Genomic DNA, 26,033 nt, shown 5'->3' with positions numbered 1-26,033 from the left:
TATGTTCTACCAGTGCCATCGTCGAAGACACCCCTCCGCCTGACCCAGTTCGCCCAGGGCGGCGGGTGTGCCTGCAAGATCCCTCCGGGCGAACTCGACGGCCTGCTCGCGGGGCTGGTCGGCGACGCGGCGCCGGACCTTCTGGTCGGCCTGGCCACGGGTGACGATGCGGCGGTCGTCCGGATCGACGGTGACACCGCCGTCGTGGCGACGGCCGACTTCTTCACCCCGGTCGTGGACGATCCCTACGACTGGGGGCGCATCGCGGCGGCGAACGCGCTGTCGGACGTCTACGCCATGGGCGGGCGCCCCCTCGTCGCGGTGAACCTGCTGGGCTGGCCTCGGGACAAGCTGCCGGTCGACCTGATCCGGGAGGTTCTGCGTGGCGGCGCCGACATCGCGCGGCTCGCGGGGTGCCATCTCGCCGGCGGTCACAGCATCGACGACCCCGAGCCCAAGTACGGCATGGCCGTCACCGGGATCGCCGATGCCCGGCGGCTGCTGCGCAACGATGCCGGCCGGCCCGGAGACCCGCTCACTCTGACCAAGCCGCTCGGGCTCGGCGTCCTCAACAACCGGCACAAGCGGACCGGGGAGGTGTTCGCGCACGCCATCGACACGATGACCACGCTCAATCGCGCCGCCGCCGCCGCCGCGCTCGCCGCGGGTGCCTGTTGCGCCACGGACATCACCGGCTTCGGCCTGCTGGGCCACCTGCACAAGCTGGCACGCGGCAGCGCAGTGACCGCCGTTCTCGACGCGGCCGCCGTTCCCTACCTGGAGGGCGCCAGATCCTCCGCGCGGGACGGGTACGTCCCTGGCGGCAGCCGGCGCAACCTCGACTGGGTCGCCCCGCATGCCGATCTGAGCCTCGTCTCGGAGACCGAGCGGCTGCTGCTCGCCGACGCGCAGACCTCCGGCGGGCTCCTCGTCGCGGGGGAAGTGCCGGGCTATCCGGTCGTCGGTGAACTCGTCCCCCGGCGCGAGGACCTCACCATCATCGTGCGCTGACGTGGGTGAACTGATGCCGCCGACCCGGCCCGCGACGGTCCGGAACGGACGGTCCGGAAGGCGGCGGCCAAACGGGGTCATGGCCGGCCGGCCGTCGACCGGTCGGAGAACTCAGACCGGAGCCTGCGTCTCCCGGGGATCATCGATGCTCACCTGCTGGACAGCGGGCACCAGCCGCCGGAACGCATCCAGGGCGACCTGCTCGAGAAAGTCTCGGGGCAGCACGCATTCCTGGCAGGACGCGTCCTCGATCTCGAGGCGGACCCGCACCGCGCGGGTCGCCGGATCCACCGCGACGAGCGTGAAGTCCGCGCCGTCGCCCTGAACCAGGGCTCGCAGATCGTCGAAGTAGCGAACAACCTCAGCTTCATCCAGCACAGCGACACCTCCGGGTAGCCTGCAACATGCAGAGCAGATACTGTCACATCTGCTCAATGTGCTGCCCGAAATAGTGAGGCCCGACCGACCCGACGACCCGCCGACCAGCCACCCGCGGCGGAAGGGCCCGGGGTCCGTCCGGTGCCCGTCTCGACCAGTGCGCCGGGCTGGATCCGCGCCGGTCGCGGTCCGCGAGGAAAAGGAATATTGATCTTGAAAGTTGATGATCCCACGACGACCGCCGAGGTGAGCTCCATCCTTGCGGAGGTGATCCGCTCCGCCGTCGACCCCCAGGCCCGGGAGATCGACCAGAACGGCGCCTATCCGCGGGCGGCCCTTCGGGCGCTCGGGGACGCGGGGCTGCTCGGCGTGCTCAGCTCCCGGGATGTCGGCGGCCTCGGGTTGGGGTTGCGCGATGCCGTGCGGACGGTCGAGGCTCTGGCGGGGTCGTGCGCCTCGACGGCGATGGTCGTCACGATGCACCTGGCGGCGACGGCGGTGATCGAGGCCCACGGGCCGATCGAAGTCCGCCGGTCGATCGCCGCCGGCGATCACATCAGCACGCTGGCCTTCTCCGAACTCGGCTCGCGCAGCCACTTCTGGGCGCCGTTGGGCACCGCCACGGCGGCGGCCGACGGCGTCGAGCTCAACGGATCGAAGAGCTGGGTGACCTCAGCGGGGGAGGCCGACAGCTACGTGTGGTCCAGTCGGCCGGTGGGCGACTCCACGGGCATGACGCTGTGGCTGGTGCCGGCCGGCACGACCGGGCTGGCGGTGAACGGCGGGTTCGATGGTGTCGCTCTGCGGGGGAACGCCTCTCGGCCCATGGCGGCGAGCGCCCTCCGACTGCCGGAGTCAGCCATGATCGCCGCCGACGGCGCGGGCCTGGAGGTCGCGCTCGCGGCGGCTCTGCCGACCTTCCTGGTGCTCTCCGCGGCCTGTTCGCTGGGCTTGGTCGAGACGCTGCTGGCCGAGGCGGCCACGCACCTCACCGAGACCCGGTTGGAACACCTCGGCGTGACCCTGGCACAGCGGCCCGCCAGCCGTGCGGCCTTCGCGAAACTACGGATCCGTGCGGACGAGGCGCGGGCCTTCCTCGCGGACACCCTCGTGGCGCTGGAGACCGGGCGCCCGGACGCCACTCTGCGGGTCCTGCAGGTGAAGGCCGTCGCGGCGGAGGCCGCTGCAGCGGTCGGGGACGGCGTCCTGCGGCTGTGCGGCGGATCCGCGCTGCGCCGGGAACGCGATCTCGAGCGGCATTTCCGCGACTCGCTCGCCGCCCGGGTCATGGCGCCGACGACGGAGGCGCTGCACGACTTCGTCGGGCGCGCGTGTCTCGGGCTGCCTCTTCTCGACGAACAGCCGGCACCATGAGGATGATCATGGGGGCGGTCGCCTACGACCCGAAGGTCGTGACCATCTGGTCCGGCTTCCGGGACTGGTTGCGCTCCGCCGGGTTCCCCTTCGACTACGTCCTGTACTCCCACTACGAGTCCCAGGTGGAGGATCTTCTCGCCGGAAGGATCCACACCGCCTGGAACTCCCCGCTGGCCTGGATCCGGGCCGAGCGCCTCGCCCGCTCCCGAGGGCGGACCGTGCGCGCGGTGGCCATGCGTGACACCGACCTCGACCTGCGGTCCGTCGTGGTCGTTCGCGAGGACGATGCGGTCCGGTCGATCGCCGACCTGCGCGGCGCGGCCGTCGCGGTCGGCGCGGTCGACTCGCCGCAGGCCACCCTGATCCCGCTCGAGTACCTGCGGCGTGGCGGGCTACGTCCCGGTGTGGACGTCACCGTGCGCCGCTTCGACGTCGGGGTCGGGCTGCACGGGGACCACATCGGCGGCGAGCGGGACGCCGCCCGCGCCCTCGCGGCCGGCGAGGTCACCGCAGCCTGCATGACCGACGCCAACCACCTGCTGTTCGTCACCGAAGGCACGCTCCTCCCCGGAGCTACCCGGGTCATCGACGTCACGGGTCCCTACGACCACTGCAACATGACAGCGGTCGACAGCGCGCCCGCTGACCTGGTCTCCGCCTTCGTCGACCTGCTGCTGTCGATGTCCTACGCCGACCCGGCGGTGCGACCGCTGCTCGACCTGGAGGGACTCACCGCCTGGCGGCCGGGCCGCACATCCGGCTATGCCGACCTTGACGAGGCGGTCGGACGCAGCGGCTTCTATGACGCGCACGGCGAGGTGACGGCGAGGGGCTACCTGCCGTGATTCCCCACCCGACGCTCGACCTGGCGGGGTTGGGGATGGACGAGGGCGCCCATCTGCTGGTGGCCCGGACCGTCGCCGGACTCCCGCCGGGCGCGGAACTGGAGGTGACAGGACGCTCCCCCGCGCTGGCGGTCCACGTCGCCGCCTGGGGACGGGCCCGCGGGCATCGGGTGTGGCGGGTGGAGGGGGAACACCCCACACGATGCCGCATCGAGGTCGGTGCCGCGGAGCGCGGGCGCTGGACGGGTGCCCGGCGCGCGGGCGGCCCGGGAGTCGAGGGGATCGTCGGGGAGCCTGACCCCACCTGGGGCCTCGCGGCTCGCGGTGCGCTGGTGGAGGCGGGCGAGGTCGGCGACGTGCCCCCCGGCCTGTTCGACCTCCGGTCACGCGACGTCGTCTGGGCCGACATCGTCCCACGGCTCTACGCACAGGCCGCCGCATCCCAGTGGGACCCCGCGACCGCGATCGACTGGGGTGCGGCGGCCGACGGGCCCGGCGGTCAGGTCCCGGACGACATCGAAGGCGCCGTCGTCCAGATCATGACCTATCTGGTGGAGAACGAGCAGGCGGCACTGGTCATCCCGGCGCGGCTGCTCGGCCGTATCCATCCCCACTTCCGCGAGGTGGTGGCGCTGCTCGCCGTCCAGGTCGCCGACGAGGCCCGCCACGTCGAGGTCTTCTCCCGCCGAGCGGCGTCACGGGGGCAGCCGCTGGGAACATCCTCGGCAGGCGGGCGGATGTCGCTGTCCACGCTGTTGCGGGAGCCGGACTTCGCCCTGGCGTCTTTTCTGCTCTCCGTCCTCGGCGAAGGCACCTTTCTCAGTCTGCTCGGCTTCCTCGACCGGCACGCTCCCGACCCCGTCACCCGCCAGGTGTGTCGCCTCGCCCGGCAGGACGAGGCACGGCACGTCGCCTTCGGTGTCGCCCATCTGGAACGTCATGCCGAACGGCAACCCGAGCTGCGGGGACGGTTACGGGCCGCGGTCGAGCGCCGCCACGACTCCCTCGCTCACACGGCCGGACTCAACCAGGATGTCCTCGACTCCCTGGTGGTGCTCGCCGCCGGAGAGTGGACCCCCGAAGCCGTGGGCGCCGGCTTCCGCGCGGTCCAGCGGCTGCAGGCGGAGATGGACGAAGGACGGCGCCACCGGCTGGAACGGATCGGGTTCACTGCGGCCGAATCGGCCGAGATCTCCGGCCTGCACACCCGAAACTTCATGTAGCGGCGGTCCCCCGCGGCCCCGGGGCACGGCCCCTTCTTCGTCCGCCGGGAGCGCGGTCAGTGGCCGCGCTGGCAACGGGTACTTCGTGGGCGGGCCAGGGGCCCGCTCACGTCCGCCTGGCAGTATCCCAGTCGGCCAGCCACGTCGCATGTCGGCGGTAATGATCCTGATCCCGGGCGACGAGCACGCTCCGGGCCCGCGCCAGCTCCGTCTGGTCGCCAGGCCGCTCGGCCGCCATGGCCAGCACTCCGGCGACATACCAGCGGCGGCCGTCCCGGCGTTCCACCCACGCCCGCCCGAGCAGGTCCCGCTCCAGCGGAACCGGACGCAGGAAGTCGATCTCCAGCTGCCCGGTGACCGCGAACTGGCCGTGGTGGCCGGGTACATGGCCGAGGATCTCGTCCATCACCCCCGCGGTCCAGCCGCCGTGCGCAATTCCCTGCCCGGCCTCGTAGTGGGCCGGGCAGCGCAGACCGACAGTCAGGACCCCGTCGGTCAGCCGCTCGTGAGCGATCCCGTACCTGCATCGGTCGTTCGGGAGACAGCCCCGGCAAAGCCTCGGCCCGCCTTCTGTGGTCACGCCTCTCCTCCCGGCCGAAGCCGTCTCACGGCGCCGGTCAGCCGTTGTAGACGATTTCGGACTTGTCCCGCTGCTCGTAGAGGTCCCAGTACACGGGGGCGATCTGTTCGGGCGTGGCCGAGGGGATGCCCTCGGGACCGTTCTCACCAATCCAGACGTTGATCGCCACGTGCGCGGCCTGCACTCCGCTGCCGTCCAACTCCTTGTGCAGGTTGATGACCCAGTTGCGCAGCGCCGCGGCGGCGGGATTGACGTTGCCGAACATGGGTCTGGGGTCGACCGAGCCGCCGCCGGTGGTGAACAGCAGCGTGCCGGCGCCGGCCTCCCGCATCCCGAGCAGGACCGCGCGGGCCGCGGTGACGCCGCCGTAGAGGATGTACTCGAGCGGCGCCTGGAGGCTGTCCACCGTCGTCTCCGAGGGGACGACCATGGTGAGACCCGGCACTGGGGACCGCGGAGCCGGGGAGTACTCCAGCACGTCGATGGCACCGAAGTGGCTCCGGGCGGCCTCGAGAGCGGCCGTGAGGGAGGAACGGTCCATCACATCGCCGGGGAACGCCACCGCCGTGATGCCCTCCTCGCCGAGCTGGGCGACCAGTGTCTCCAGCTTGGCGGGGGTGCGGGCGATCAGGGCAACGTCGAAGCCGCGGGCACCGAAGGTGCGTGCGATGGCGAGGCCCATACCGGAGCCGGCGCCGACGATGGCGAGAGTAGGCACGATCAGTCCTCTTCTGTGCGGGGGGCAGGACGAGGGACGAGCAGACCCGCCGGGGGCCCACCACCACTCGCGACCGCCCCCGAAACACTATGCACACTAGTTGCATCTTCCGTACACCAGGCACTATAGCGCTGACGACGGCACCTACATCGGCCGCATGAGGAGGTCGTGGTGACAGTGGCGGCGTGGACGCCACCGACCAGGGCGAACGCGCCATTGGGCTGACCTGGCTGGGGAAAAGTCAACACGAGCAGGATCTCCGCCGCGAGCCACGGGCCGATCCGCAGAAGGCTGGACCGCTCGCCCCATGCCGCGGAGGCAGGTGTCCTGGCGGCCGGTTCGACGAAATCGGCACCGATGATCTACACCACGACGGACGATACCAATCTTGTTCACTATGCTTATTCGATCTTGACCGCGATCCCAGGTGCATCTATGTTAACCAGATAGTACGTCGCGTGTTCAATTAGTCTCACGGTTGCGGCCGGAGGCGGACGCTTGCCACCGGCCCCGGGCCAGGCAGCCGCGTGTCGGTCGGCTGGCAGGGCCAGATCAACGGCTGTCCCACCGTCCTGGCAGCGTGCCCGGCCCCGGGCACCCGACGGCGTCCTCTCAGTGCGAAACATCAGTGCCGACGAAGGAGATCAGGATGGCGGAACTGACCGACAAGGTGGCGATCGTGACCGGAGGCGCGTCCGGAATCGGCGCCGCAACCGCCCGAGTGCTGGCCCGCGAGGGGGCGGCCGTGGTCGTGGCGGACATCAACGGAGCCGCCGCCGAGGCGGTCGCGAAGGAGATCGCGGCCGCCGGCGGCCGGGCCACGGCAGTGACGGTCGACGTCGTCGAGGAGGAGCAGATCGCGACGATGATCGCGACCGCGGTGCGCGAGTTCGGCGGTCTCGACATCCTGCACAACAACGCGGCCCTCCAGACCCCCGCGTCGATGAGCCGCGACCGCGCGATCATCGACATGGACGCCGAGCACTGGGACCAGATCTTCCGGGTGAACCTGCGTGGCTACATGCTCGGCGCCAAGCACGCCATCCCGGCGATGCTCGAGCGCGGCGGCGGCGTCGTCCTCAACACGGCCTCCGGCACAGGGGTGCTGGGTGAGCCCTCCCGGCCCGCCTACGGGACCTCCAAGGCCGCGGTCATCGGCTTCACCCGCAACATCGCCGCGCAGTACGGCAAGCAGGGTGTGCGCTCCGTCGCCCTCGCGCTCGGTCTGGTGAAGACGCCCGCGCTCGAGGCCGGCCTTCCCCCCGAGGTGCAGGAGATGATGCTCACCCACCACCTGACCCCGCGGCTCGCCGATCCGGAGGACATCGCCGAGGTGGTGTCCTTCCTCGCCTCCGACCGGGCGTACTTCATCACCGGCTGCACCATCCCGGTTGACGGCGGCTTCACCGCCCACACCCCCTCCTGGGCCGACGCGCGCCGCTTCCACGATGCCGCCATGCAGGCGTAACGCCTGCGTGGCGGCTCTCCCTCCGGGCGCCGGGCCCGTCGAGCTACGACGCGCCCCGGCCCCCTGCCAGACGCCGCTCGTCACTGCCACCACGATGGCCGCCCTGCCCGGCCTGCTCCGGCTCGACGCCGACGGCGCGCACGAAGGCCTCGGCGAGGATGCCGCAGGCCCTCTCCAGGTCAGGAGGGCTCGACAGAGGTGAGTACGGGACGAGATCCCTGGTCATCCGCAGGACCGTAGAATCATCAGGACGAGTCAGTATCTCCGCGAAGATCGCTGGCATGATCCGCGGCTCACGTGTCCACTTCCGGGACATCCGGCGGTAGATCTCGTCACCGCACCGGTGAGATCAGGGCCGAGAGCCGCGCCGTCAAGGTCCAGAGCGGGGCGATAGCGGTCGAAGATCGCGTGGAGCAGGCCAGGCCGGCCGCCGTGGCCCGTTCCCGCACTGGCGGCTGCCCTCCCGGGTCGACGCCGGCAACTCTGACGGCCTCGTCCAGGGGCCCGACGGTGGCCTCAGCCCGCCGCCCGGACACGGAGCGCGTGGAAGGTGGCGACCACGCGGTCCTCCTTCGCCTGGTCTGCCATCGCCTCCAGCGTCATGCCGTAGGGGGCAATGATCCTGGCCATGGTGGAACGCTCCGGGTCATCGTCGACCATCTCGACCCGCGCGCGCACCTCAAGCGTGTGGTACGGGTTCGTCGGCGAGATGGCGAACACCGTCGCTTGCGGACGGGCGAGCAGGTTGTGGTACTTCCTGCGATTCTTCGCCAGCGACGTGCGCAGAACACCGTCCTCGTCGAGGAGGATCCACACCGCGGTGGTCTGGATGCTGCCATCCGGGTTGAAGGTGGACAAGGCCACCGTCGAGGAGGTCACCAGGTCGCGGTGGGTCTCCGGAATGACGAGTTGGGACATGTGCTACTCCAGTCTCTCTCGGGTCACGGACGTCGGGGTGTGCGACTTGATCAACGCGGTGCCGGTCGGGCGGCGGAAGGCGTCTGCTACCGACGGCACCGAACCGCGGCGGCAAGCAGCTCGGTGACGCCAGGGGCAGCGGCGGCCCGCCGGCTGGCAGGGTCACCCCCGGGCGCCACGGGAGGGGTCATGCACTCAGCCTACCCAAGTGGAACGGGCTGCCCATTTTGGGTGCTCATAGCGGCCGGATGCCGATCCGCTTCAGGCCATCCCCCCGGCGCAACACCAGTGAGCGCCGCCTGACCGCGCATGACGGCCACGCGGATCGATCATGCTCGACGGCCGGTGTCGGGTCCTGGCGGGACCCGACAGCCCCAGCGGACCGGGGCCTGCCCCCAGGTCCTGAAGCACCGCGGACCAGCCACCATGGTCGCCGTCGAGCACGTCACGCAGGTAGGCCAGGGTGAGCCTCTCTGCACCAGGGCGAGGCGCCCGGGACTCATTCAGGGCAGCGACCCGTCATCAGCGGCTGATGGCCGCCGACCACGTCCGAGCTGTCACGGCACCAGGACTCAGTTCAACGCCACGGTGAAATCGGCGCCGGTGGCCGCGCGCAGATCGTCCAGTCCGACACCTGGAGCGAGTTCACGGAGAACGAATCCCGTTCCGTCCACGATGTCCAGAACTCCGAGATCGGTGATGACGCGGTGAACACAGCCGCGACCGGTCAACGGGAGAGTGCACTCTGTCACCACCTTGTACCCGCCGTCTCGGGCCAGATGCTCCATCATGACGAGGACTCGGCGGGCACCGTGCACGAGATCCATCGCGCCGCCCATCCCCTTCACCATCTTTCCGGGAATCATCCAGTTAGCCAGATCGCCGCGGCAGGACACCTGCATCGCGCCGAGTACGGCGACATCCACGTGACCACCACGGATCATAGCGAAGGACGCGGCGGAATCGAAGAAGGAGGCGCCAGGCAGGACGGTGACCGTTTCCTTGCCGGCGTTAATCAGATCTGGGTCGACATCCTCGCTCTGCGGATAGGGGCCGACACCCAGAATTCCGTTCTCGCTGTGCAGAACGACGGTGACGTCCGCCGGGAGGTAATTGGGTACGAGCGTCGGCAGCCCGATTCCCAGGTTGACGTACTGGCCGTCCTCAAGTTCTCTCGCGACCCTCGCCGCGAGTTCCGTCCGGGTCAGCGCCATGTCATCTCCTTGTTCTCCGCATGCTTTTCCAGACGGATGACGAGCGACTTCGACGTCGGGGTATTGCTTCGTCTGGCCGTACTGTCCAAAGGGACGAGGATGTTGGTCTCCGGGAAGTAGGCCGCAGCGCACCCCGGAGCGGTGGGATACGACACGACCCGGAAGTTCTCCGCACGGCGGGAGAGGCCATCCTCCCAGACACTCACCAGGTCGACGTGCGAGCCGTCGGCAATGCCAAGCCTGTCCAGGTCGAGGGGGTTGACGAAGACAACCAGGCGACCCTGGCGTACTCCCCGGTACCGGTCGTCCAGCCCGTAGATCGTGGTGTTGTACTGGTCATGGGACCGAACAGTCTGCAGGAGCAGGTGAGCCGGTGGGACCCGGAGCACCTCACAGACATTCACGGTCAGCGCCGCGCGCCCGGTGGGGGTGTCGAACGTTCGACTGTCGCGCGGCGGGTGTGGCAGGAGGAAGCCGCCGGGCTCGGCGAGCCGGCGCTCGAAGTCAGCGAACCCAGGGACCACGTTGGCTATGTGGGCCCGGATGCTCCGGTAGTCGGCGGCGAGGCCGGCCCAGTCGACGGCGGGGCCGGCGGGCATCCCCGCCGGCTGCCGCGCCGCGGACGTCGCCTCAGCCATGCCGCAGACGATCGCGACTTCGGAGCGGAGCTCGGGCCCGGCCGGACGAAGGGCGCCGCGGGAGGCATGGACGGCGCCCATCGAGTCCTCGACCGTGACAAGCTGCGGACCGCCGGCCTGCGTGTCTGTCTCGGTCCGACCGAGCGTGGGGAGAATGAGTGCCTGCCGCCCGGTCACGACATGGGAGCGGTTCAGCGTCGTCGACACCTGAACGGTCAGTCGACAACGGCGCACAGCGGCCTCGGTGACCGCCGTGTCCGGCGTTGCTCCGACGAAGTTCCCGCCCATGCCAATGAAGACCTTCACCCGACCATCGCGCATGGCGCGTATCGTCTCGACGACGTCATAGCCCTCGTGGCGAGGCGCTTCAAATCCGAATTCGGCGCCGAGCGCTTCGAGGAACGTCTCCGGCATCTTCTCCCAGATGCCCATGGTCCGGTCACCCTGCACGTTGGAGTGCCCGCGCACAGGACACACACCGGCACCAGGACGTCCTATATTTCCACGCAGCAGCAGGAAGTTGACGACTTCCTGGATGGTCGCGACCGAGTTGGCATGCTGTGTGAGGCCCATCGCCCAGCAGACGATGATCTTGTCTGCGGCAAGTACCCGGCTGGCCAGCTCGTCGATCTCGGCGGCACGCAGACCGGTGGCCTCCGCGATCTCATCCTCGGTGAGATGGTGGTGGACATGCTCGGCGAACTCGGCAAATCCGGTGGTGTGCTCGGTCAGGAACGGGCGGTCCAGCACCGTGCCCGGGGCTGCGTCCTCCGCCTGGAGAAGCCGCCGCGACAAGGCCTGAAAAAGAGCCATGTCGCCGTTCAACCTGATCTGCAGGTACTGGTCAGCGAGCTTCGTGCCCGGTCCGACGACACCCTGGGCACGCTGCGGATTCTTGAATCGCAGAAGGGATGCCTCGGGCAACGGATTTATCGCGACGATACTTCCACCGGCTCGCTTGACGCGTTCGAGCGACGAGAGCATCCGGGGATGGTTGGTACCCGGGTTCTGACCGACGACCAGGACCAGATCAGCGGCTTCCAGATCCGCCAGCGTCACCGAACCCTTACCAATCCCGATGGTGGAGGTCAGCGCCGCGCCGGAAGACTCGTGGCACATGTTCGAGCAGTCCGGCAGGTTGTTCGTGCCGAACGTCCGGGCAAAGAGCTGGTACACGAACGCCGCTTCGTTGCTCGTCCGTCCCGAGGTGTAGAACGCCGCTTCGTCGGGGCTGTCCAGTGCCGCCAGCTCGCCGGCGATGATCCCGAAGGCCTCCGACCAGCTGACCGGGACGTAGTGGTCCGCGCCCGGCGGGAGGTGCATGGGTTCGGTGACCCGGCCCTGACTGCCCAGCCAGTAGCCAGACCGACCGGCCAGGTCCGCCAACGAATGCGCCGCGAAGAAATCGGGTGTCACCCGCCGGAGCGTCGCCTCCTCGGCGACCGCCTTTGCTCCGTTCTCACAGAACTCTGCCTTCGAGCGCTCCCCCGGGCCCGGATCGGGCCATGCGCAGCCGGGGCAGTCGAAGCCGTGCTCCTGGTTGACGAGGCGGAGCGTGGTTACGCTGCGCCGGACACCCATCCGGTCGCGAGACTGCGCGAGGGCATGGCCGACGCCCGCCAGGCCGGCAGCGTAGGACGCAGGCGCTGATACCCGAACGTTCTCGGGCTCCTCCGGGGCTCGCCGTCGGCTCGACACAGCACACCTCCGCCTAGACTTCCTGATGGACGCGGTCAGGTTCTGCTCGCGGCACCCCAGCTCGCAGCCTGAACCATCACCACGGACCACGGACCACGGACCACGGACCACGGACCAAATTAAACACACTATACGCACTTCGTTCAAATTACCTACGGCCAACCTGGAACCGATCGTTCCCATGCTGGCCGCATCTTCGATGCGTGGCCTGCGCGGCTACTCCGGATACATCTCTGATCATGGATGTGCTAGAGAGCAGCCTCGCCGGGCGGCTGGTCCCGGACGGGTTGATGGGGAGCTGGTGGAACCGCTGCCACCCCGGTTCGGGAATTGCCGGCAGGGAGGTGAGAGGTGAGACACTCTCCACGCGAACGGCCCGCCCCCGTTCAGATCCGGAGCGCGCCGATCGCCATCTCGTGCAACATGACGGCCATATCGGCATGGTCAAGGTCACTCGCACTGTGGGGGGTTGAATTGATCAGTCCGAACAGTGCGTGGACCCGCGCCCGGGCGGCCGGGACATCGAGACCCGACCGTACCTGACGCAGGACCTGAACCCATTGCTCGACGTACGCCCGCTGCAACCGCCGAACGTCGTGCTCCGCCTCATCCGGGAGACTCCAGAGATCACGATCTTGGATGACAATCAGATCCGGATTCTCCAGGGCGAAATCGACATGCCGACGGACGAGGCGGTCGAGGATCTCGGTGGGAGTCCCGCCACTGCGACGGGACTCCCTGGCACTGTCCAGGAGGTGCCGGCTGATCCCGACGAGCAGCTCCACCAGCACCGCGTCCTTGCTCGGAAAATGGCGGTAGATACCCGGCCCACGGATCCCGACCGCCGCACCGATCTGCTCAATGCCCACGCCTCGGAAACCACGCTCGGCGAACAGGCGGGCCGCCGCGCGCAGCAGGTCCTGCCGCCGGGTCGAGCGAGGAGTAGGCTTCGACCTCGCTGGACGGGCGCTTTCCGAGTCGTCAACCAGTACCTCGGGGTTCGTGCTCGTGCATTCGGATGACCGATGCTCTGGATCACCCGAAAGAGCCTCCTCGTCCGGCACGCGTCGGACGACCTCTGCTGGCACAGGCACACCCCTCCTCCTCCTGGAGGCTATCAGCCTGCGCCCAGGCATTCCGGGGGTACATGACGACGGAGAACCCGATCCCTACACGTCACGGAAGCGGTTGATGGCGGTGAGGTGGCGGGCCCGGGCGGCCTTGTCGCGCACGCCGAGTCCCTCGGCCGGGGCGAGGAACCCGAACGTCGACACCGGCTCGAAGATCGACGTCCACACCGTGTTGTAGTTCACCGACGACGCCATCACAGCCACCAGGGCCTCACCCGGCCCGATCTCGGGGGTCGCCACCTCGTCCAGGTGCAGGGACTCACGGGGGTCCTTGTCCCGCGACGCCCGGCCCTCGAACATGCCCACCTCGTCCTTACGGACCACCACCCCCCCGGTAAGCGTCGGGCACCGGCAGGGCGGCGAACTCGGCTTTCCGGGCTTCACCACGGGGAGTCTGGGCCAGGACGGCCTCGACAATCTTCTTCATGATCTGATGCGCCCGTTCCTCAGAGGCCGAGATGGCGTGCGATCAACATCTTCTGCACTTCGCTGGTGCCCTCACCGATCTCCAGGATCTTCGAGTCACGCCAGTGCCGGGCAACCGGATACTCGTTCATAAACCCGTATCCACCGTGGATCTGGGTCGCCTCGCGGGCATTGGTCACCGCCGCCTCCGAGGCGAACAGCTTCGCCATCGCGGCCTCCTTCTTGAACGGCAGGCCCGCGAGCATCCGCCATGCCGCGTCATAGTAGGCCGACCGCGCGACATAAGTCCGGGTCTCCATCTCCGCGAGCTTGAAGGCGATGGCCTGGTTACGCCCGATCGGCGCGCCGAACGCCTCCCGCTCCTTCGCGTACTTCACGCTCTCGTCCACGCACGCCTGCGCGAGCCCCACGGAGAGGGCCGAGATGGCGATGCGGCCCTCGTCGAGGATCCGGAGGAAGTTCGCGTAGCCGCGGCCACGCTCGCCGAGCAGGTTCTCGGCCGGCACCCGCACGTCCTGGAACGACAGCGGTCGGGTGTCGGAGGCGTGCCAACCGACCTTGGAGTAGGGCGCCCCGGCGGCGAATCCCGGGGTCGGTACCGGCACGATGATCGAGGAGATCTCCGGCCGGCCGTCGACCGGCTCACCGGTGACAGCCGTGACCGTCACCACCCGGGTGATGTCCGTCCCCGAGTTCGTGATGAACGCCTTCGAGCCGTTGATGATCCACTCTCCGTCCGTCAGCCGGGCGGTGGTCCGGGTGCCCCCTGCGTCGCTGCCGGCGCCCGGCTCGGTGAGGCCGAACGCGCCCAGCGCCCGACCGCCGGCCAGGACCGGCAGCCATTCCTCCCGCTGTGCCTCCGTCCCGAACCGGTAGATCGGCATCGCGCCCAGGCCGACCCCGGCTTCCAGTGTGATGGCCACCGACGAGTCCGCCCGCGCGAGTTCCTCGATCGCCAGGCACAGCGCGAAGTAGTCGGCGCCCTGACCGCCGTAGGACTCCGGGAACGGCAATCCGAACAGGCCCATCTCGGCCATCTGCGCGACGACTTCGTAGGGAAAGGTCTTCGCCTCGTCGTGGTGGGCGGCGGCCGGCGCGACCACCTCCCGCGCGAACTCCTCGACCGTCTTGCGCAGGGTCTCGTGCTCTTCGCTCAACCGGGTGTCAGGCATCATCAGCCCCTTTCGCTGTTCGTGGTGGCTCGGCCCCGTCGCGCCCCGCGGCAGTCTCATGATTCGTGGACTGGCCGCCCGCCTGGGTGGCTTCTTCCGCGAGCTGGCCCGCGAGCGCCCGGGTGACCCGTGACGGGCTCGGTCGACCGAGCCGTTGGGCCATCCACAGGCTTGTCCGGCTCAGCTTCGCGAGATCGACGCCGGTGTCGATGCCCAGTCCGTGCAGCATCCAGACCAGGTCCTCGGTAGCGAGGTTCCCTGTGGCGCTCTTCGCGTACGGGCAGCCACCCAGCCCGCCCGCGGACGCGTCGATCGTGCGGACGCCGGCCCGCAGGGCGGGCAGGGTGTTGGCCAGCGCCTGACCGTAGGTGTCGTGAAAGTGCACGGCGAGGATCCCGGGGCCGATCCCGACGCCGGCCAGCTCCGCGAGCAGGACCTCGACGTGGGCGGGGGTCGCGACGCCGATGGTGTCGCCGAGCGAGAGTTCGTCGACACCCAGGTCGACGATTCGCCGGGCCACGGCCGCGACCTGCTTGGGAGCGACGGCCCCCTCCCAGGGGTCGCCGAAGCACATCGACAGGTAGCCGCGCACGGCGACACCGCGGGACCTGGCGGCCTCGACGACCGGCGCGAACATCGTCAGCGACTCGTCGACAGTGCGGTTGAGGTTGCGCTTCGCGAAGGTCTCGGTCGCGCTACCGAAGATCGCGATCTCGACGGCTCCCGCGTCCAGTGCCCGCTCCAGGCCCCGCAGGTTGGGGACCAGCACCGGCCGTCGGGCACCGACGGGTGGCGGGCCGAGGCGTTCGAGCAGCTCGGCCGCGTCGGCCAGCTGCGGGATCCATGTCGCCGGAACGAAACTGGTCGTCTCGATCGCCTTCAGGCCGGCGGCCGCGAGCCGACGCACGAACTCGGCCTTCACCTCGACGTCCACGACGGCGGACTCGTTCTGCAGCCCGTCCCGCGCGCCCACCTCGTAGATCGTCACCGAGTCGGGCAGACCGTCCGTCCGGTGCACGTCAGGCTGGTACATCAGCCTCTCCCCACATCCGTTGTCCGCGGTTACTCCGCATTCGCCAAGCTCGTCGGGAGGGTGTCCCCGCCACCGTTCGGGGCCACGACCACGTCGGGATCTCCGACCACGTCGGGTTCGACGACGGCGAGGAGCGCGTCCAGCGCCACCGAATCCCCGGTCCGGACCAGCACGTCCTTCACCCGGCCGGCGAGGGCCGAGACGACCGTGTGCTCCATCTTCATGGCCTCCACGACCACCAGCGGCGCTCCCTGCGCGACGGTGTCCCCGGCAGTGGCCCGCACCGCCACGACGGTGCCCGGCATCGGGCTGCGTGCCTCCCCGCCGCCCGCGACGGCGGCACGGTCATCACCCGCCTCCACGGAACGCTCCGTCAGCGGCCAGGCGGAGCCGCCGGCGCCCACCCAGACGGTGCGCCCGGTCACGGCGATCAGCCATCGCCGGGCCTGGCCGTCGACGGTGACCACCACTTCGGCCGGTTGCCCCGGGGGCGGCGCGGGGAGCCATCGCAAGGAGGCTTCACGGGCAGTGCCGCCGTCAAGGCGCACCGCGAGCCGGCCCTCTCCCCCGTCCAGCACCGCGACCTCGCGCACTGCCCCGCCCTGGCCACCGCCGGGCGTGACGACCGACCACCGGGACCAGGCAGGCTCGCCGAGGCGCCATCCCGATGGCACGTCCCACGGGTCGACGACCGGCCCGCCCGGCACCATCCTCGTCGCGCTGATCAGAGCGAACACTTCCAGCGCCGCGTCGGGATCGGGTTCGCCGGACGGACACGGGCCTTCCAGACCATGGGTCGTCAACGCGTCGATATGGCGCTCGACCAGACCGGTGTCGAGACGACCCGTACGGGTGTCGGGATGTTCGATCAGACGGCGAAGAAAGGCGATGTTGGTGGTCACGCCCAGCACCGCGGTGCCCGCGAGCGCGGCGTCGAGCCGGGCAAGGGCGCTGGGACGGTCCTCGGCCCAGGCAACGACCTTGGCGAGCATCGGATCGTAGGTCGCGGCGACCGGGGCTCCGGCCATGAGACCCGAATCCGTCCGCACCCCGGCCCCGGACGGCTCCCGCAGCGCGAGGACGTCGCCCCCGGTCGGGAGAAACCCTCGGGCCGGATCCTCGGCGTACACCCTGGCCTCGACGGCGTGGCCGGTCATACGCACATCTGCCTGGGTGAATCGCAGGGGCTCGCCGGCGGCGACCCGGAGCTGTTCGGCGACGAGATCGACCCCGGTGACCAGCTCGGTCACCGGATGCTCGACCTGAAGCCGAGTGTTCATCTCCATGAAGAAGAACTCGTCCGGACGGTCCGCGCCCACGACGAACTCCACCGTGCCGGCGCCGACGTACCCGACAGCGGTGGCGACGTCGACGGCCGCTGCCCCGATCCGCGCCCGGGCGGCGGCGTCCAGCAGCACCGACGGCGCCTCCTCGATGATCTTCTGGTGCCGACGCTGCAGGCTGCACTCCCGTTCGCCGAGATGCACCACGTGCCCGTGCGTGTCGGCGAGGACCTGCACCTCGATGTGACGCGGCGTGTCGATGAACCGTTCGACGAAAAGAGTGTCGTCGCCGAAGGACGCGGCGGCCTCTCTGCGGGCCGACACGAGCGCGTCGGGCAGCCCGGCCGGCTCGCGGACGAGCCGCATTCCCTTGCCCCCGCCGCCCGAGGCCGGCTTGACCAGCACCGGGTACCCGATCTCGGTCGCAGCGGTGACCAGGTCGGCGTCGGACATGCCCGGCTCGACCCGGCCCGGAACCACGGGAACACCGGCCGCGGCGACCGTGCGCTTCGCCGCGATCTTGTTTCCCATCAGGTCGACCACACCCGGTGTCGGCCCGATGAAGACGATTCCGGCATCGGCGCAGGCCTGCGCGAAGGCCGCGTTCTCGGCGAGGAAGCCGTAGCCGGGATGCACCGCCTGCGCTCCGGTCTCGACCGCGGCGGCGAGCACCTTCCCGATGTTGAGGTAGGAGTCCAGCGCGCGGGCCGGGCCGAGCCGCACGGCGACGTCCGCCTCCGCGACGTGTCGCGCGTCGGCGTCGGCGTCGGAGAAGACCGCGACCGAGCGGACACCGAGCTCCCGCAGGGTCCGCATCACCCGGACCGCGATCTCACCCCGGTTGGCGATCAGCACAGTGTCAAACATTCGGCCCTCACATCCGGAAGACGCCGTAGCCGACCGGGTCCAGCGGCGCGTTCGCCGCGGCCGAGAGCGCCAGACCCAACACCGTGCGGGTGTCCGCCGGGTCGATCACGCCGTCGTCCCAGAGCCGGGCAGTGGCGTAATAGGGGTTGCCCTGCCGTTCGTACTGATCACGGATCGGCGTCTCGAAGGCCGCCTGCTCCTGCGCGGGCCACTGCCCGCCCCTCGCCTCGATCGCGTCGCGCCGGACGGTCGACAGCACGGCCGCCGCCTGATCGCCACCCATCACCGAGATCCTCGAGTTCGGCCACGTCCACATAAAGCGCGGCGAATAGGCGCGGCCGCATATGGAGTAGTTTCCCGCGCCGAACGAACCACCGATCACGACAGTGAACTTCGGAACCCGAGCACAGGCCACCGCATTGACCATCTTGGCGCCGTGTTTGGCGATCCCACTCGACGTGCCGCCGACGAGATGCCTCGGGCCCGCCGAGGGAGGCATGAGCAAGTTTGCCCTTCAGCTCCCCGACAAGATCGGCAGCTGCGGCGGCGTTTCGGCGGGCCGAATCGGCGGTGACATCAACCCTGCTCCGGAGCGGCGCGGCGGATTCGATCCGCGCAGCGACCTCAGCGACCGGCGAATGCCCGTCCGAGGCCAGCGGGGCGACGTTAGTGGTTACTAACATAAGACCAACGTTAGTCGTCGATAATGTCCGTGTCGAGAGGAGCTCGGCCACACGGCCGGTCAGCCCGACCACGAGGCCGTCGCCAGTGCGACCGGCCGCCGACCGTCAGTCCTCGGATCGCGCCATCGTCGGTCGCATCATCGTCCGGTCCACTTCGGCGACCGGCGGGCGAAGAAGGCCGCGACGCCTTCGGCCGCGTCGGCGGTCTGGGTGAGCAGGGAGAGCTGGGCCTGCATCGCGGTGAGCGCGTGCGGCACAGAGGTCTCGGCCGCCGCCGTGAACGCCTCCTTTCCCATCCGCACCGCCACGGGAGCCCGCGCCGCGAGCTCCTTGACCAAGGTCGTCACCTCCGCGTCGAGGTCCTCAGCCGGCACCACACGGGAGACCAGCCCGATCGACCGCGCCTCGACCGCCCCGACCCGCCGACCGGTCAGCATCATGTCCATCGCGACCTTTGGCGAGACGTGCCGAGCCAACAACGCGCTCACCATGAACGGCCACAGCCCCAGGTTGACCTCCGGGAGCCCGAACTCCGCCCGCTCCGAGGCCACCACAAGATCGCAGCCGGCGGCCAGACCCACACCGCCGGCAAGGCACAGACCCTGTACCCGGGCGATCACCGGCAGGGGGCACTCCCGCATCGCCATCAGCACGCCACGGATTCCCCCCCGCGCGGCATGCTGTTCCAGGCCGGTCGACTCGTTCTCCATCACGGCGAGATCGGCGCCGGCGCAGAACACCCGCTCGCCGGCCGAGCGGAGCAGGATCACCCGTGTTCCAGGCGGCGGCGTCTGGAGGGCGGCGGTCAGCCCGTCCGTGATCTCGTCGTTCAGCGCGTTGCGCCGAGCCTGCCGATCAATGGTCAGGGTCAGCACGCCCTCGTTCAGTCCGATCACGAGGGCACGCTCCGCCTGATCCGGCCCAGCGACCGCAGTACTCCCGCCATGGTCGACAGATTCCGTCGACTTCCCGGACGCCTGACCCATCGCATTCTCCCGTCCGCTGCGCTCGACTCCAACTCCCACGAGGCCGCAGTCGCGAGGCCCTGCCGAAGGGATGTCGGTACTGTCAGTCATCGGGCACTGACCCGCGCGGGAGATGTTAGCGATTGCTAACATCTCTGTCCAGGTCTCCGTCGCCGGCTCCGCCTCGCCCGAGCTAAACATCAGCGACAAAAATTGTGCTCCCTGTGCACTAGGCGCTATAACCATGACGACGGACCGAGTTCGCCGCACAGGGTCCATGGCCGCCAGGGTGTGCGACCGATCGAAGGGGGCTGCGTAAGTGATCGAAGCGACTTGCACCGCCTCCAAGGTCGACGGCCTCGACGAGGCATGGATGGTCACGCAGACCGCGCGAGATCTCTCCGGCGGCTACGCCTGCCCGACCGCGGAGAGCAACCCCGCCGGTCAGGACGAGCACCACGCCGCAACCGCGTGGGATCACCGATGGGGGGACCGACTCCTCCGGATCGGCTTCACCCGCATCTCCACCAAAGGGGATCTGGACGGATCCGGCGGTGGCCTGCGTGAGGCCGCCATGTTGATCAAAGCCGCCGGCGAGTTCGGGGCACTCCTCCCCCTGGCGGACAGTGTCCTTCTCGGCGGGGGGCTCCTGGCCGCCGAGGGGTTCCCACTGCCCCCGGGGCCACTCGCCGTCGCCGATCCGACCGTGGATCCGGCGGGGGTGGCCACGATCACGGTGACGATGTCCCCGACCGGCGCGGTGGTGCCGGGCCGGGCCACGCCAGGTGGTCGTGAAACTCGGCCATCAGGTACACGGCGCCATCGGCTCCACCACCGATCGGCCCCTTCACCTGACGACCACTCGGTTGTGGGCCTGGGCGACGACGCCGGCACGATGACATCTGGTCCGGACTTCTAGAACCTGGTCCGAACTTCTAGAACCATGCCTGCCACGGCACCAGGCACCGCGGCCCGCGCGCGGCCGACCGGGACTGTGGCCGTGGTGACTGCCTTGTGATGACCGCGATCAACGAAGGGACCCTGGTGTGACGGACACAGCAGCCGGCCCCGTCGACCTGGTTGTTCTCGGCGGCGGCAGCGGCGGGTATGCTGCCGCGCTGCGCGCCGCGGAACTGGGTCTTCGGGTCGTCCTCGTCGAGAAAGACAAGATCGGCGGTACCTGCCTGCACCGAGGATGCATCCCCACGAAGGCACTCCTGCACGCGGCTGAGGTCGTCGACACCGTCAACGACAGCGAGCACTTCGGAATCCGGGCCACCCTGGACGGCATCGACATGACGAAGGTCGGTGCGTACCGCGACTCCGTCATCGCCGGCCTGTACAAGGGCCTGACCGGGCTGGTGAAGGCCCGCGGGATCGAGATCGTCCAGGGGCATGGCCGGCTGGTGTCCCCGACCGCGGTGGCCGTCGGGGAGCGAGTGATCGAGGGCAGGCACGTCCTGCTCGCCACCGGTTCGGCCACCCGAACCCTCCCGGGCCTCGACCTCGACCACCGCACGGTCATCACCAGCGATGACGCACTGGCGCTGGAGCGGGTGCCCCGCTCGGCCGTCGTCCTCGGCGCGGGTGCGATCGGCTGCGAGTTCGCGTCCGTCTGGCGCTCGTTCGGCGCCGAGGTGACCATCGTCGAGGCACTGGACCACCTGGTGCCTGCCGAGGACGAGGCCAGCTCGAAGCTGCTCGAGCGTGCGTTCCGCAAGCGGGGCATCGCCCTGCGCCTCGGGGCACGGTTCGCCGAGGTCAAGACCGCCGACAACGCGGTGACGGTCTCCCTCGAGGACGGGACGACGATCGAAGCCGAGCTGCTGCTCGTCGCCGTCGGGCGTGGCCCGGTCTCCGACGGTCTCGGCTTCGACGAGGTCGGCGTTACGCTGCAACGCGGCCACGTCCTCGTCGATCGGAACCTCCGGACGAACATCCCCACCATCTCGGCGCTCGGTGATCTGCGACCAGGGCTCCAACTCGCCCACGTCGGCTTCGCCGAGGGCATCTTCGTGGCAGAGCTGCTCGCCGGGCTGAACCCGATCCCGATCGACTACGACACCATTCCCCGAGTCACCTACTCCCACCCCGAGGTGGCTTCCGTGGGCCTGACCACGGCCGCCGCACGGGAACGCCACGGGGAGATCAGTACCGCCACGTACCACCTGGCGGGCAACGGGAAGGCGCAGATTCTGCGCACCGCGGGGGCCGTGACAGTGATCTCGGTCAAGGACGGTCCCGTGGTCGGCGTCCACATGGTAGGCGACCGGGTCGGCGAGCTCATCGCCGAAGCCCAGCTGATCACCAACTGGGAGGCCCACCCCGCCGAGGTCGCCCAGCTCGTCCATCCGCACCCGACCCTCTCCGAGGCGCTCGGCGAGGCTCACCTCGCTCTCGCCGGCAAGCCACTGCACTCCCACAACTAGCGGCGTCACGGACGACATCTGTCCGGGCAAGGTTGGCACCACGAGCACGGAAGCGGAAGCGGAAGCGACGCATCAGCTTCTCCTGTCCGCCGACATAAGGGTTCCCGACCCGGACACGAGGGCGGCCCTGCTGGTGGAAGCCCTCGGTGTGCATGCCTCCGGGGCGACGAATCCGGCGCGGTGAACAGCCGGCCGCTGATCCGGGTCGACCCGGCTGCAGCCCCGCACACCTGGCCTGCACACCCCACCCTGCGCATGTACACAGCCACCGTGCCGACCCGATCGGCCCGCCGCACCCAGGAGTCCGCCCTATGGACGTCAACGGAGCATCAGTCGTCGTGACCGGCGGCGCATCAGGTCTGGGCGCCGCCACCGCCCGACGACTCGCGACGAGAGGCGCCCGCGTCGTCATCCTCGACCTGCCCACGTCCGCGGGCAAGGAGGTGGCTCACGAGATCAACGCCCTGTTCGCCCCCGCTGACGTCACCGAGACCGAAGCCGTTCAGGCCGCGATCGACCTCGCCACGAACGAGGCTCCCCTGCGCGCGGTGGTCCATTGCGCCGGGCGAGGAGGCGCGCTGCGGATCATCGACCGGGATGGTAACCCCGGCTCGCTGGAAACCTACGAACAGGTCGTCCGCATCAACCTGGTCGGCAGTTTCAACGTCCTACGACTGGCCGCGGCGCGGATGGCCGGCAACGACGAGGTCGAGGACGAGCGTGGCGTCGTCGTTCTGACCTCCTCCGTCGCGGCCTGGGAAGGCCAGATCGGTCAGATCCCCTACGCGTCGGCCAAAGCCGGCATCGCCGGGATGACCCTGGTGGCCGCCCGTGACCTGGCCAGCAGGAAGATCCGGGTCACCACCATCGCGCCCGGTCTGTTCGACACCCCGATCCTCGCCCGACTGCCGCAAAAGGTTCGCGACTCCCTCGGCGCCTCCGTCCCGCACCCGAACCGGCTGGGCGTCCCGGAGGAGTACGCGGCACTCGCCCTGCACGTCATCGAGAACCCGATGCTCAACGGCGAGACCATCCGGCTTGACGGGGCGATCCGGATGCAGGCCCGCTGACCGGAGCGAGCGGGGCGTCCCGCGACACCACTGTGCGCCCAGAGTCCGGGCGTCGTCGTGTCCGTTCCGATCGCGCGCACGGCCTGGGCACGGGCCAGGCGATTGCCGGCCCGATCAGTCGATCGCCGGCCCGCCAGGCGCCGGGCGGGTGCTCTGTCTGCAGCGACAGGTATCGATCTGATGCAGCTCGATCATGTTGTCGGCCTGGTCGTAGAGGAAGATCTGCTGACGTTTGTCGCGCCCGACCGACCAGTACTCGACGTGCAGTCGATCCAGCTCCGTCCGCGCCTGGAGAATGTCGGGGACACCGAACGCCACGTGCGAGGTGAACGGATCCCGGTCCGGTCGGCGGGCGTACCTCGACACGCCTTCCACGCCGAAGAGGTGGATCTGAGTGTCGTTGCCTGTGTCCATCCAGAACAGCGGCACGCCTGGAATCTCGCGGACACCCGGGTCGGGGGACAGCCCGAGCACGTCCTCGTAGAAAGCGCGGGTCTCGGCGACGGCATCGGGTCGCATCCGAACCGCGTGGTGGTGGATCTCCAGGCCGGTCAACGCCATCTAGCCAGCCTCCATCAACCGTATTGCGCAGGATGAACACTGTCAGTCTAGACGTTTATCCATGCACGCGGACATGCCCATCGCGTTCCGGTCAGCTCCGCATTGATCAGCATCGGCGACTCCCGCCGGGACCGCGTGCGCGCCCCGACCCGAGATACAGCCCTCACTCCCCCGACCCGCCCACAGGCTGTCACAATCGGCCAGCATGAGCACACAGAGTAATATGTATTATACCTGGTGTTTCGAGGTAGCTGGATCGGGTATCCAGCTGTTGCATCGGTGCGCGCGGGGGGTGGTCGATTTTGGACATCGAGATCGATTACGACGCACTCCTCGATCGACTCGAAATCGGCACGATGCTCGTGGGGCTGGAGACCAACCGCATCTGGTGGGTCAATCCGGCCTGCTGCCGCATACTCCGCCTCAGCGAGACAGAACTGCTCGCCATGACCTGGAACCTCTTGGTGCCACGGGACGATCTCGAAACTGATCTCGACCTCCGCCGGTCAATGATCGATGGCAGACTTTCCGATATCCGGATGGTGAGATCCTTCGTTCGGCCGGACGGCAGCCTGGTTCATATATCGGTCACCGCCACCACCGAGGTCGTGGGGGGTGAGCTGTGCCTCATCAGCCAGATCCAGGACGTGTCCGAGCAGCAGGAGGCGCACCGCAACCTTCAGATGGTGATGGACAACAGCCCGGTCTCCATCCACCTGGTGGACCAGACCGGGAAGGTGCTCTCGAGCGGCGGGGCGAACGGGAGGATGTGTGCCACCCTCAGGATCCCCCCTGGCACCAACATCTTCGAAGGCTTCATCGAGCAGGAAGCGGCCCTCGCACTGGTACGTGGTGCCCTGGCCGGCCAACCACAGACTCAGATCATCCAGACAATGGGACGATACGCCGATCTGCACATGATGCCGGTCCTGGACGACCGAGGACAGGTGGCCTCCGTTGCCATCGTCGCCACGGACGTCACCGATCGCGAACGCTCCTACGCGGAGCAGGCCACCATCGCCGACCTCGCGCGCCGAGCGCTCAACTCCGCCGAGCCGGGTTCGCTGTGGCGCCACGCTGCCCGGGTGCTTTCCGAGCACCTCGGCGCCACGGTGACCCTGCACGAGCTCCCCTGCCACGAGGACGGCCCCCATCTGGTCGCTCGGGCTGGACCGGAACCGCCGGCCGCTCTCATCGGAGCAACTGCCGCCCACGAGTCCACCCGGGAATCCGCACAGAACATCTGGATGGACGGCTGGTGGGTGACGCCGGTGCCGATCGGGCGACCCGGCGAACCCACCGCGATCATCAGCGTCTTCCGATCCACCCCCCCTGGTCATCAGCGGGCAGAACGCCCCCCGTCAGTGGACTTCGAACCGGAGTGCGGGCCGCTCGCCGATCGCGAAGCGGACTTCGTCAGGGCCGTCGCTGACGTGCTCGGATCGGCCGCCATACGCTTCGCGATGGAGGACGACATCCGATACCGCGCACTGCACGATGGCCTCACCGATCTACCCAACCGCGTCGCCCTGCTCGACCGGCTCGCCCGTCTCCTGGGCCGGGCCGACCAGAGCACCGGGATCGTCTTCATTGATCTCGACGGCTTCAAGGCGGTCAACGACACCTACGGCCATCAGGCCGGCGACCACATCCTGCGCGAGGTCGCCGATCGCCTCCGCACGTCGGTGCGTCCCGGTGATGTGGTCGCCCGCCTCGCCGGTGACGAGTTTGCCATTCTGTGCGAGCAGGTGGATTCCCTCCCCGAGATCGAACGCGTCGCCCATCGGGTGATTGCCCGGCTGGCGGCCCCGATCGACCTCGACGAAGGCCTGGTAACGCTGACCGCGAGCGCCGGTATCGCGGTGTCCGACGAGGGCCTCACCGACCCGAACGCGCTCCTCAACGCTTCCGACGTGGCCATGTACGCCGCCAAGCGAGCAGGTACCGGTCGGTACGTCGTCCACGACGGGTCGGCCCCTCGGAGTGACCGCCGTCCCAAGAATCCACGACGCCGACTGGAGTCAATCGCTGAGAAGTGAATTGCTGGATCGCGGAGAGGCTGGTTCCGGATGTGCGAGAACGCTGGGAGCCTGGCTTCCAGCATCGACCTCACCGGTGTTCGGTTGCTGAATTCCAGTGTTCAGAGCCATGTTGACCACAGCTCCTTCCAGGCCAGGCCGGTTTCCGCGAGGAACCCGAGGAGCGTGCGGGCTGGTACTGCAGCCGTTTCAGGCTGCGCCTGACCGCCTGGTGGGCCTCGTCGAGGGCGCGGGCGGCCAGGTTCACCACGGCGGTGTGCCTGAGCTGGGACCACACCCCCTCGGCCGGGTTCAGGTCCGGGGCGTA

At 69.2% G+C, this 26,033-nt stretch carries 22 protein-coding genes and 2 pseudogenes; 9 read left to right on the top strand and 15 right to left on the bottom strand.

The features are described 5' to 3' along the window. The first annotated feature begins 12 nt into the window (after nt 1-12). Nucleotides 13-1,011, top strand: coding sequence for a selenide, water dikinase SelD (gene selD / locus B207_RS0109995; RefSeq protein ID WP_018636388.1), 999 nt, complete (start codon nt 13-15; stop codon nt 1,009-1,011). Between the two features lie 111 nt (nt 1,012-1,122). Here the strand turns inward: selD and B207_RS0109990 are convergent, their stop codons facing one another. Next, a complete protein-coding gene (locus tag B207_RS0109990; protein WP_018636387.1) occupies nt 1,123-1,389 on the bottom strand; it encodes a hypothetical protein in 267 nt (88 codons plus the stop codon). Between the two features lie 207 nt (nt 1,390-1,596). On the opposite strand from B207_RS0109990, the gene B207_RS0109985 reads away from it, so the two are divergent. The 3 genes from B207_RS0109985 to B207_RS0109975 are packed head-to-tail and all read left to right on the top strand — an operon-like array spanning nt 1,597 to nt 4,834. After that, a complete protein-coding gene (locus tag B207_RS0109985; protein ID WP_407671397.1) occupies nt 1,597-2,763 on the top strand; it encodes an acyl-CoA dehydrogenase family protein in 1,167 nt (388 codons plus the stop codon). Next, a complete protein-coding gene (locus B207_RS0109980; RefSeq protein ID WP_230204946.1) occupies nt 2,760-3,611 on the top strand; it encodes a phosphate/phosphite/phosphonate ABC transporter substrate-binding protein in 852 nt (283 codons plus the stop codon). The genes B207_RS0109985 and B207_RS0109980 overlap by 4 nt, the downstream gene beginning before the upstream one ends. Next, nucleotides 3,608-4,834: a ferritin-like domain-containing protein gene (locus tag B207_RS0109975; RefSeq protein ID WP_018636384.1), complete on the top strand. Its 1,227-nt coding sequence runs from the start codon at nt 3,608-3,610 to the stop codon at nt 4,832-4,834. The genes B207_RS0109980 and B207_RS0109975 overlap by 4 nt, the downstream gene beginning before the upstream one ends. A gap of 106 nt (nt 4,835-4,940) precedes the next feature. Here the strand turns inward: B207_RS0109975 and B207_RS37535 are convergent, their stop codons facing one another. After that, on the bottom strand, nt 4,941-5,414 hold the full coding sequence (locus tag B207_RS37535; RefSeq protein ID WP_063820898.1) for a PaaI family thioesterase: 474 nt from the start codon (nt 5,412-5,414) through the stop codon (nt 4,941-4,943). A 37-nt stretch (nt 5,415-5,451) separates the two neighbouring features. Next, entirely contained in the window at nt 5,452-6,132 is a 681-nt protein-coding gene (locus tag B207_RS0109965) for an SDR family NAD(P)-dependent oxidoreductase (protein ID WP_018636382.1), read from the bottom strand. Between the two features lie 649 nt (nt 6,133-6,781). Here B207_RS0109965 and B207_RS0109960 point away from each other — a divergent pair. Continuing rightward, a complete protein-coding gene (locus B207_RS0109960) occupies nt 6,782-7,600 on the top strand; it encodes an SDR family NAD(P)-dependent oxidoreductase (RefSeq protein ID WP_018636381.1) in 819 nt (272 codons plus the stop codon). Between the two features lie 43 nt (nt 7,601-7,643). On the opposite strand, the gene B207_RS0109955 is transcribed toward B207_RS0109960, so the two are convergent. From B207_RS0109955 to B207_RS0109900, 11 genes and pseudogenes are all read right to left on the bottom strand, one after another. Further along, entirely contained in the window at nt 7,644-7,826 is a 183-nt protein-coding gene (locus tag B207_RS0109955; protein WP_154675253.1) for a hypothetical protein, read from the bottom strand. Nucleotides 7,827-8,116: 290 nt separating this feature from the next. Further along, entirely contained in the window at nt 8,117-8,518 is a 402-nt protein-coding gene (locus B207_RS0109945; RefSeq protein WP_018636378.1) for a TIGR03618 family F420-dependent PPOX class oxidoreductase, read from the bottom strand. A gap of 572 nt (nt 8,519-9,090) precedes the next feature. Further along, nucleotides 9,091-9,732 carry a CoA transferase subunit B gene (locus B207_RS0109940; RefSeq protein WP_018636377.1) on the bottom strand — a complete coding sequence of 214 codons (642 nt, stop codon included), beginning with the start codon at nt 9,730-9,732 and terminating at the stop codon, nt 9,091-9,093. Further along, nucleotides 9,723-12,068 carry an FdhF/YdeP family oxidoreductase gene (locus B207_RS33315; protein WP_035740411.1) on the bottom strand — a complete coding sequence of 782 codons (2,346 nt, stop codon included), beginning with the start codon at nt 12,066-12,068 and terminating at the stop codon, nt 9,723-9,725. The genes B207_RS0109940 and B207_RS33315 overlap by 10 nt, the downstream gene beginning before the upstream one ends. Before the next feature lie 386 nt (nt 12,069-12,454). Beyond that, nucleotides 12,455-13,132 (bottom strand): SACE_7040 family transcriptional regulator, encoded by a 678-nt coding sequence (locus tag B207_RS0109930; protein WP_230204945.1) that lies wholly within the window; start codon nt 13,130-13,132, stop codon nt 12,455-12,457. Nucleotides 13,133-13,321: 189 nt separating this feature from the next. After that, nucleotides 13,322-13,625 (bottom strand): annotated as a pseudogene (locus B207_RS38165) (crotonyl-CoA carboxylase/reductase); the annotation flags it as partial. A gap of 19 nt (nt 13,626-13,644) precedes the next feature. Beyond that, a complete protein-coding gene (locus B207_RS0109920) occupies nt 13,645-14,796 on the bottom strand; it encodes an acyl-CoA dehydrogenase family protein (RefSeq protein ID WP_018636373.1) in 1,152 nt (383 codons plus the stop codon). Further along, nucleotides 14,789-15,829, bottom strand: a complete 1,041-nt coding sequence (locus B207_RS0109915; protein WP_018636372.1) for a hydroxymethylglutaryl-CoA lyase — start codon at nt 15,827-15,829, stop codon at nt 14,789-14,791. The genes B207_RS0109920 and B207_RS0109915 overlap by 8 nt, the downstream gene beginning before the upstream one ends. 29 nt (nt 15,830-15,858) lie before the next feature. Further along, on the bottom strand, nt 15,859-17,979 hold the full coding sequence (locus B207_RS0109910; RefSeq protein WP_018636371.1) for an acetyl/propionyl/methylcrotonyl-CoA carboxylase subunit alpha: 2,121 nt from the start codon (nt 17,977-17,979) through the stop codon (nt 15,859-15,861). A gap of 7 nt (nt 17,980-17,986) precedes the next feature. Next, nucleotides 17,987-18,436, bottom strand: a pseudogene (locus tag B207_RS38160) (carboxyl transferase domain-containing protein); the annotation flags it as partial. 363 nt (nt 18,437-18,799) lie between these two features. Beyond that, nucleotides 18,800-19,558 carry an enoyl-CoA hydratase/isomerase family protein gene (locus B207_RS0109900; protein ID WP_018636369.1) on the bottom strand — a complete coding sequence of 253 codons (759 nt, stop codon included), beginning with the start codon at nt 19,556-19,558 and terminating at the stop codon, nt 18,800-18,802. 388 nt (nt 19,559-19,946) lie between these two features. On the opposite strand from B207_RS0109900, the gene B207_RS0109895 reads away from it, so the two are divergent. The 3 genes from B207_RS0109895 (at nt 19,947) to B207_RS0109885 (ending at nt 23,126) form a co-directional block, all read left to right on the top strand. Continuing rightward, on the top strand, nt 19,947-20,546 hold the full coding sequence (locus B207_RS0109895; protein ID WP_018636368.1) for a hypothetical protein: 600 nt from the start codon (nt 19,947-19,949) through the stop codon (nt 20,544-20,546). Between the two features lie 127 nt (nt 20,547-20,673). After that, the gene (gene lpdA, locus B207_RS0109890) at nt 20,674-22,056 is read left to right on the top strand and encodes a dihydrolipoyl dehydrogenase (protein WP_018636367.1); all 1,383 of its coding nucleotides are present in this window, start codon (nt 20,674-20,676) and stop codon (nt 22,054-22,056) included. 311 nt (nt 22,057-22,367) lie between these two features. Continuing rightward, on the top strand, nt 22,368-23,126 hold the full coding sequence (locus B207_RS0109885) for an SDR family NAD(P)-dependent oxidoreductase (protein WP_018636366.1): 759 nt from the start codon (nt 22,368-22,370) through the stop codon (nt 23,124-23,126). Nucleotides 23,127-23,240: 114 nt separating this feature from the next. Here B207_RS0109885 and B207_RS0109880 read toward each other — a convergent pair whose 3' ends face one another. Next, nucleotides 23,241-23,687, bottom strand: coding sequence for a VOC family protein (locus tag B207_RS0109880; protein WP_018636365.1), 447 nt, complete (start codon nt 23,685-23,687; stop codon nt 23,241-23,243). Between the two features lie 302 nt (nt 23,688-23,989). On the opposite strand from B207_RS0109880, the gene B207_RS0109875 reads away from it, so the two are divergent. After that, a complete protein-coding gene (locus B207_RS0109875) occupies nt 23,990-25,726 on the top strand; it encodes a sensor domain-containing protein (protein WP_018636364.1) in 1,737 nt (578 codons plus the stop codon). The last annotated feature ends 307 nt before the right edge of the window (nt 25,727-26,033 follow it).

The sequence above is a fragment of the Parafrankia elaeagni genome (assembly GCF_000374165.1).
Lineage (GTDB): Bacteria > Actinomycetota > Actinomycetes > Frankiales > Frankiaceae > Parafrankia > Parafrankia elaeagni.
Note: the sequence above shows the minus strand (reverse complement) of the source record. Positions and strands in the feature narration are given on the sequence as shown.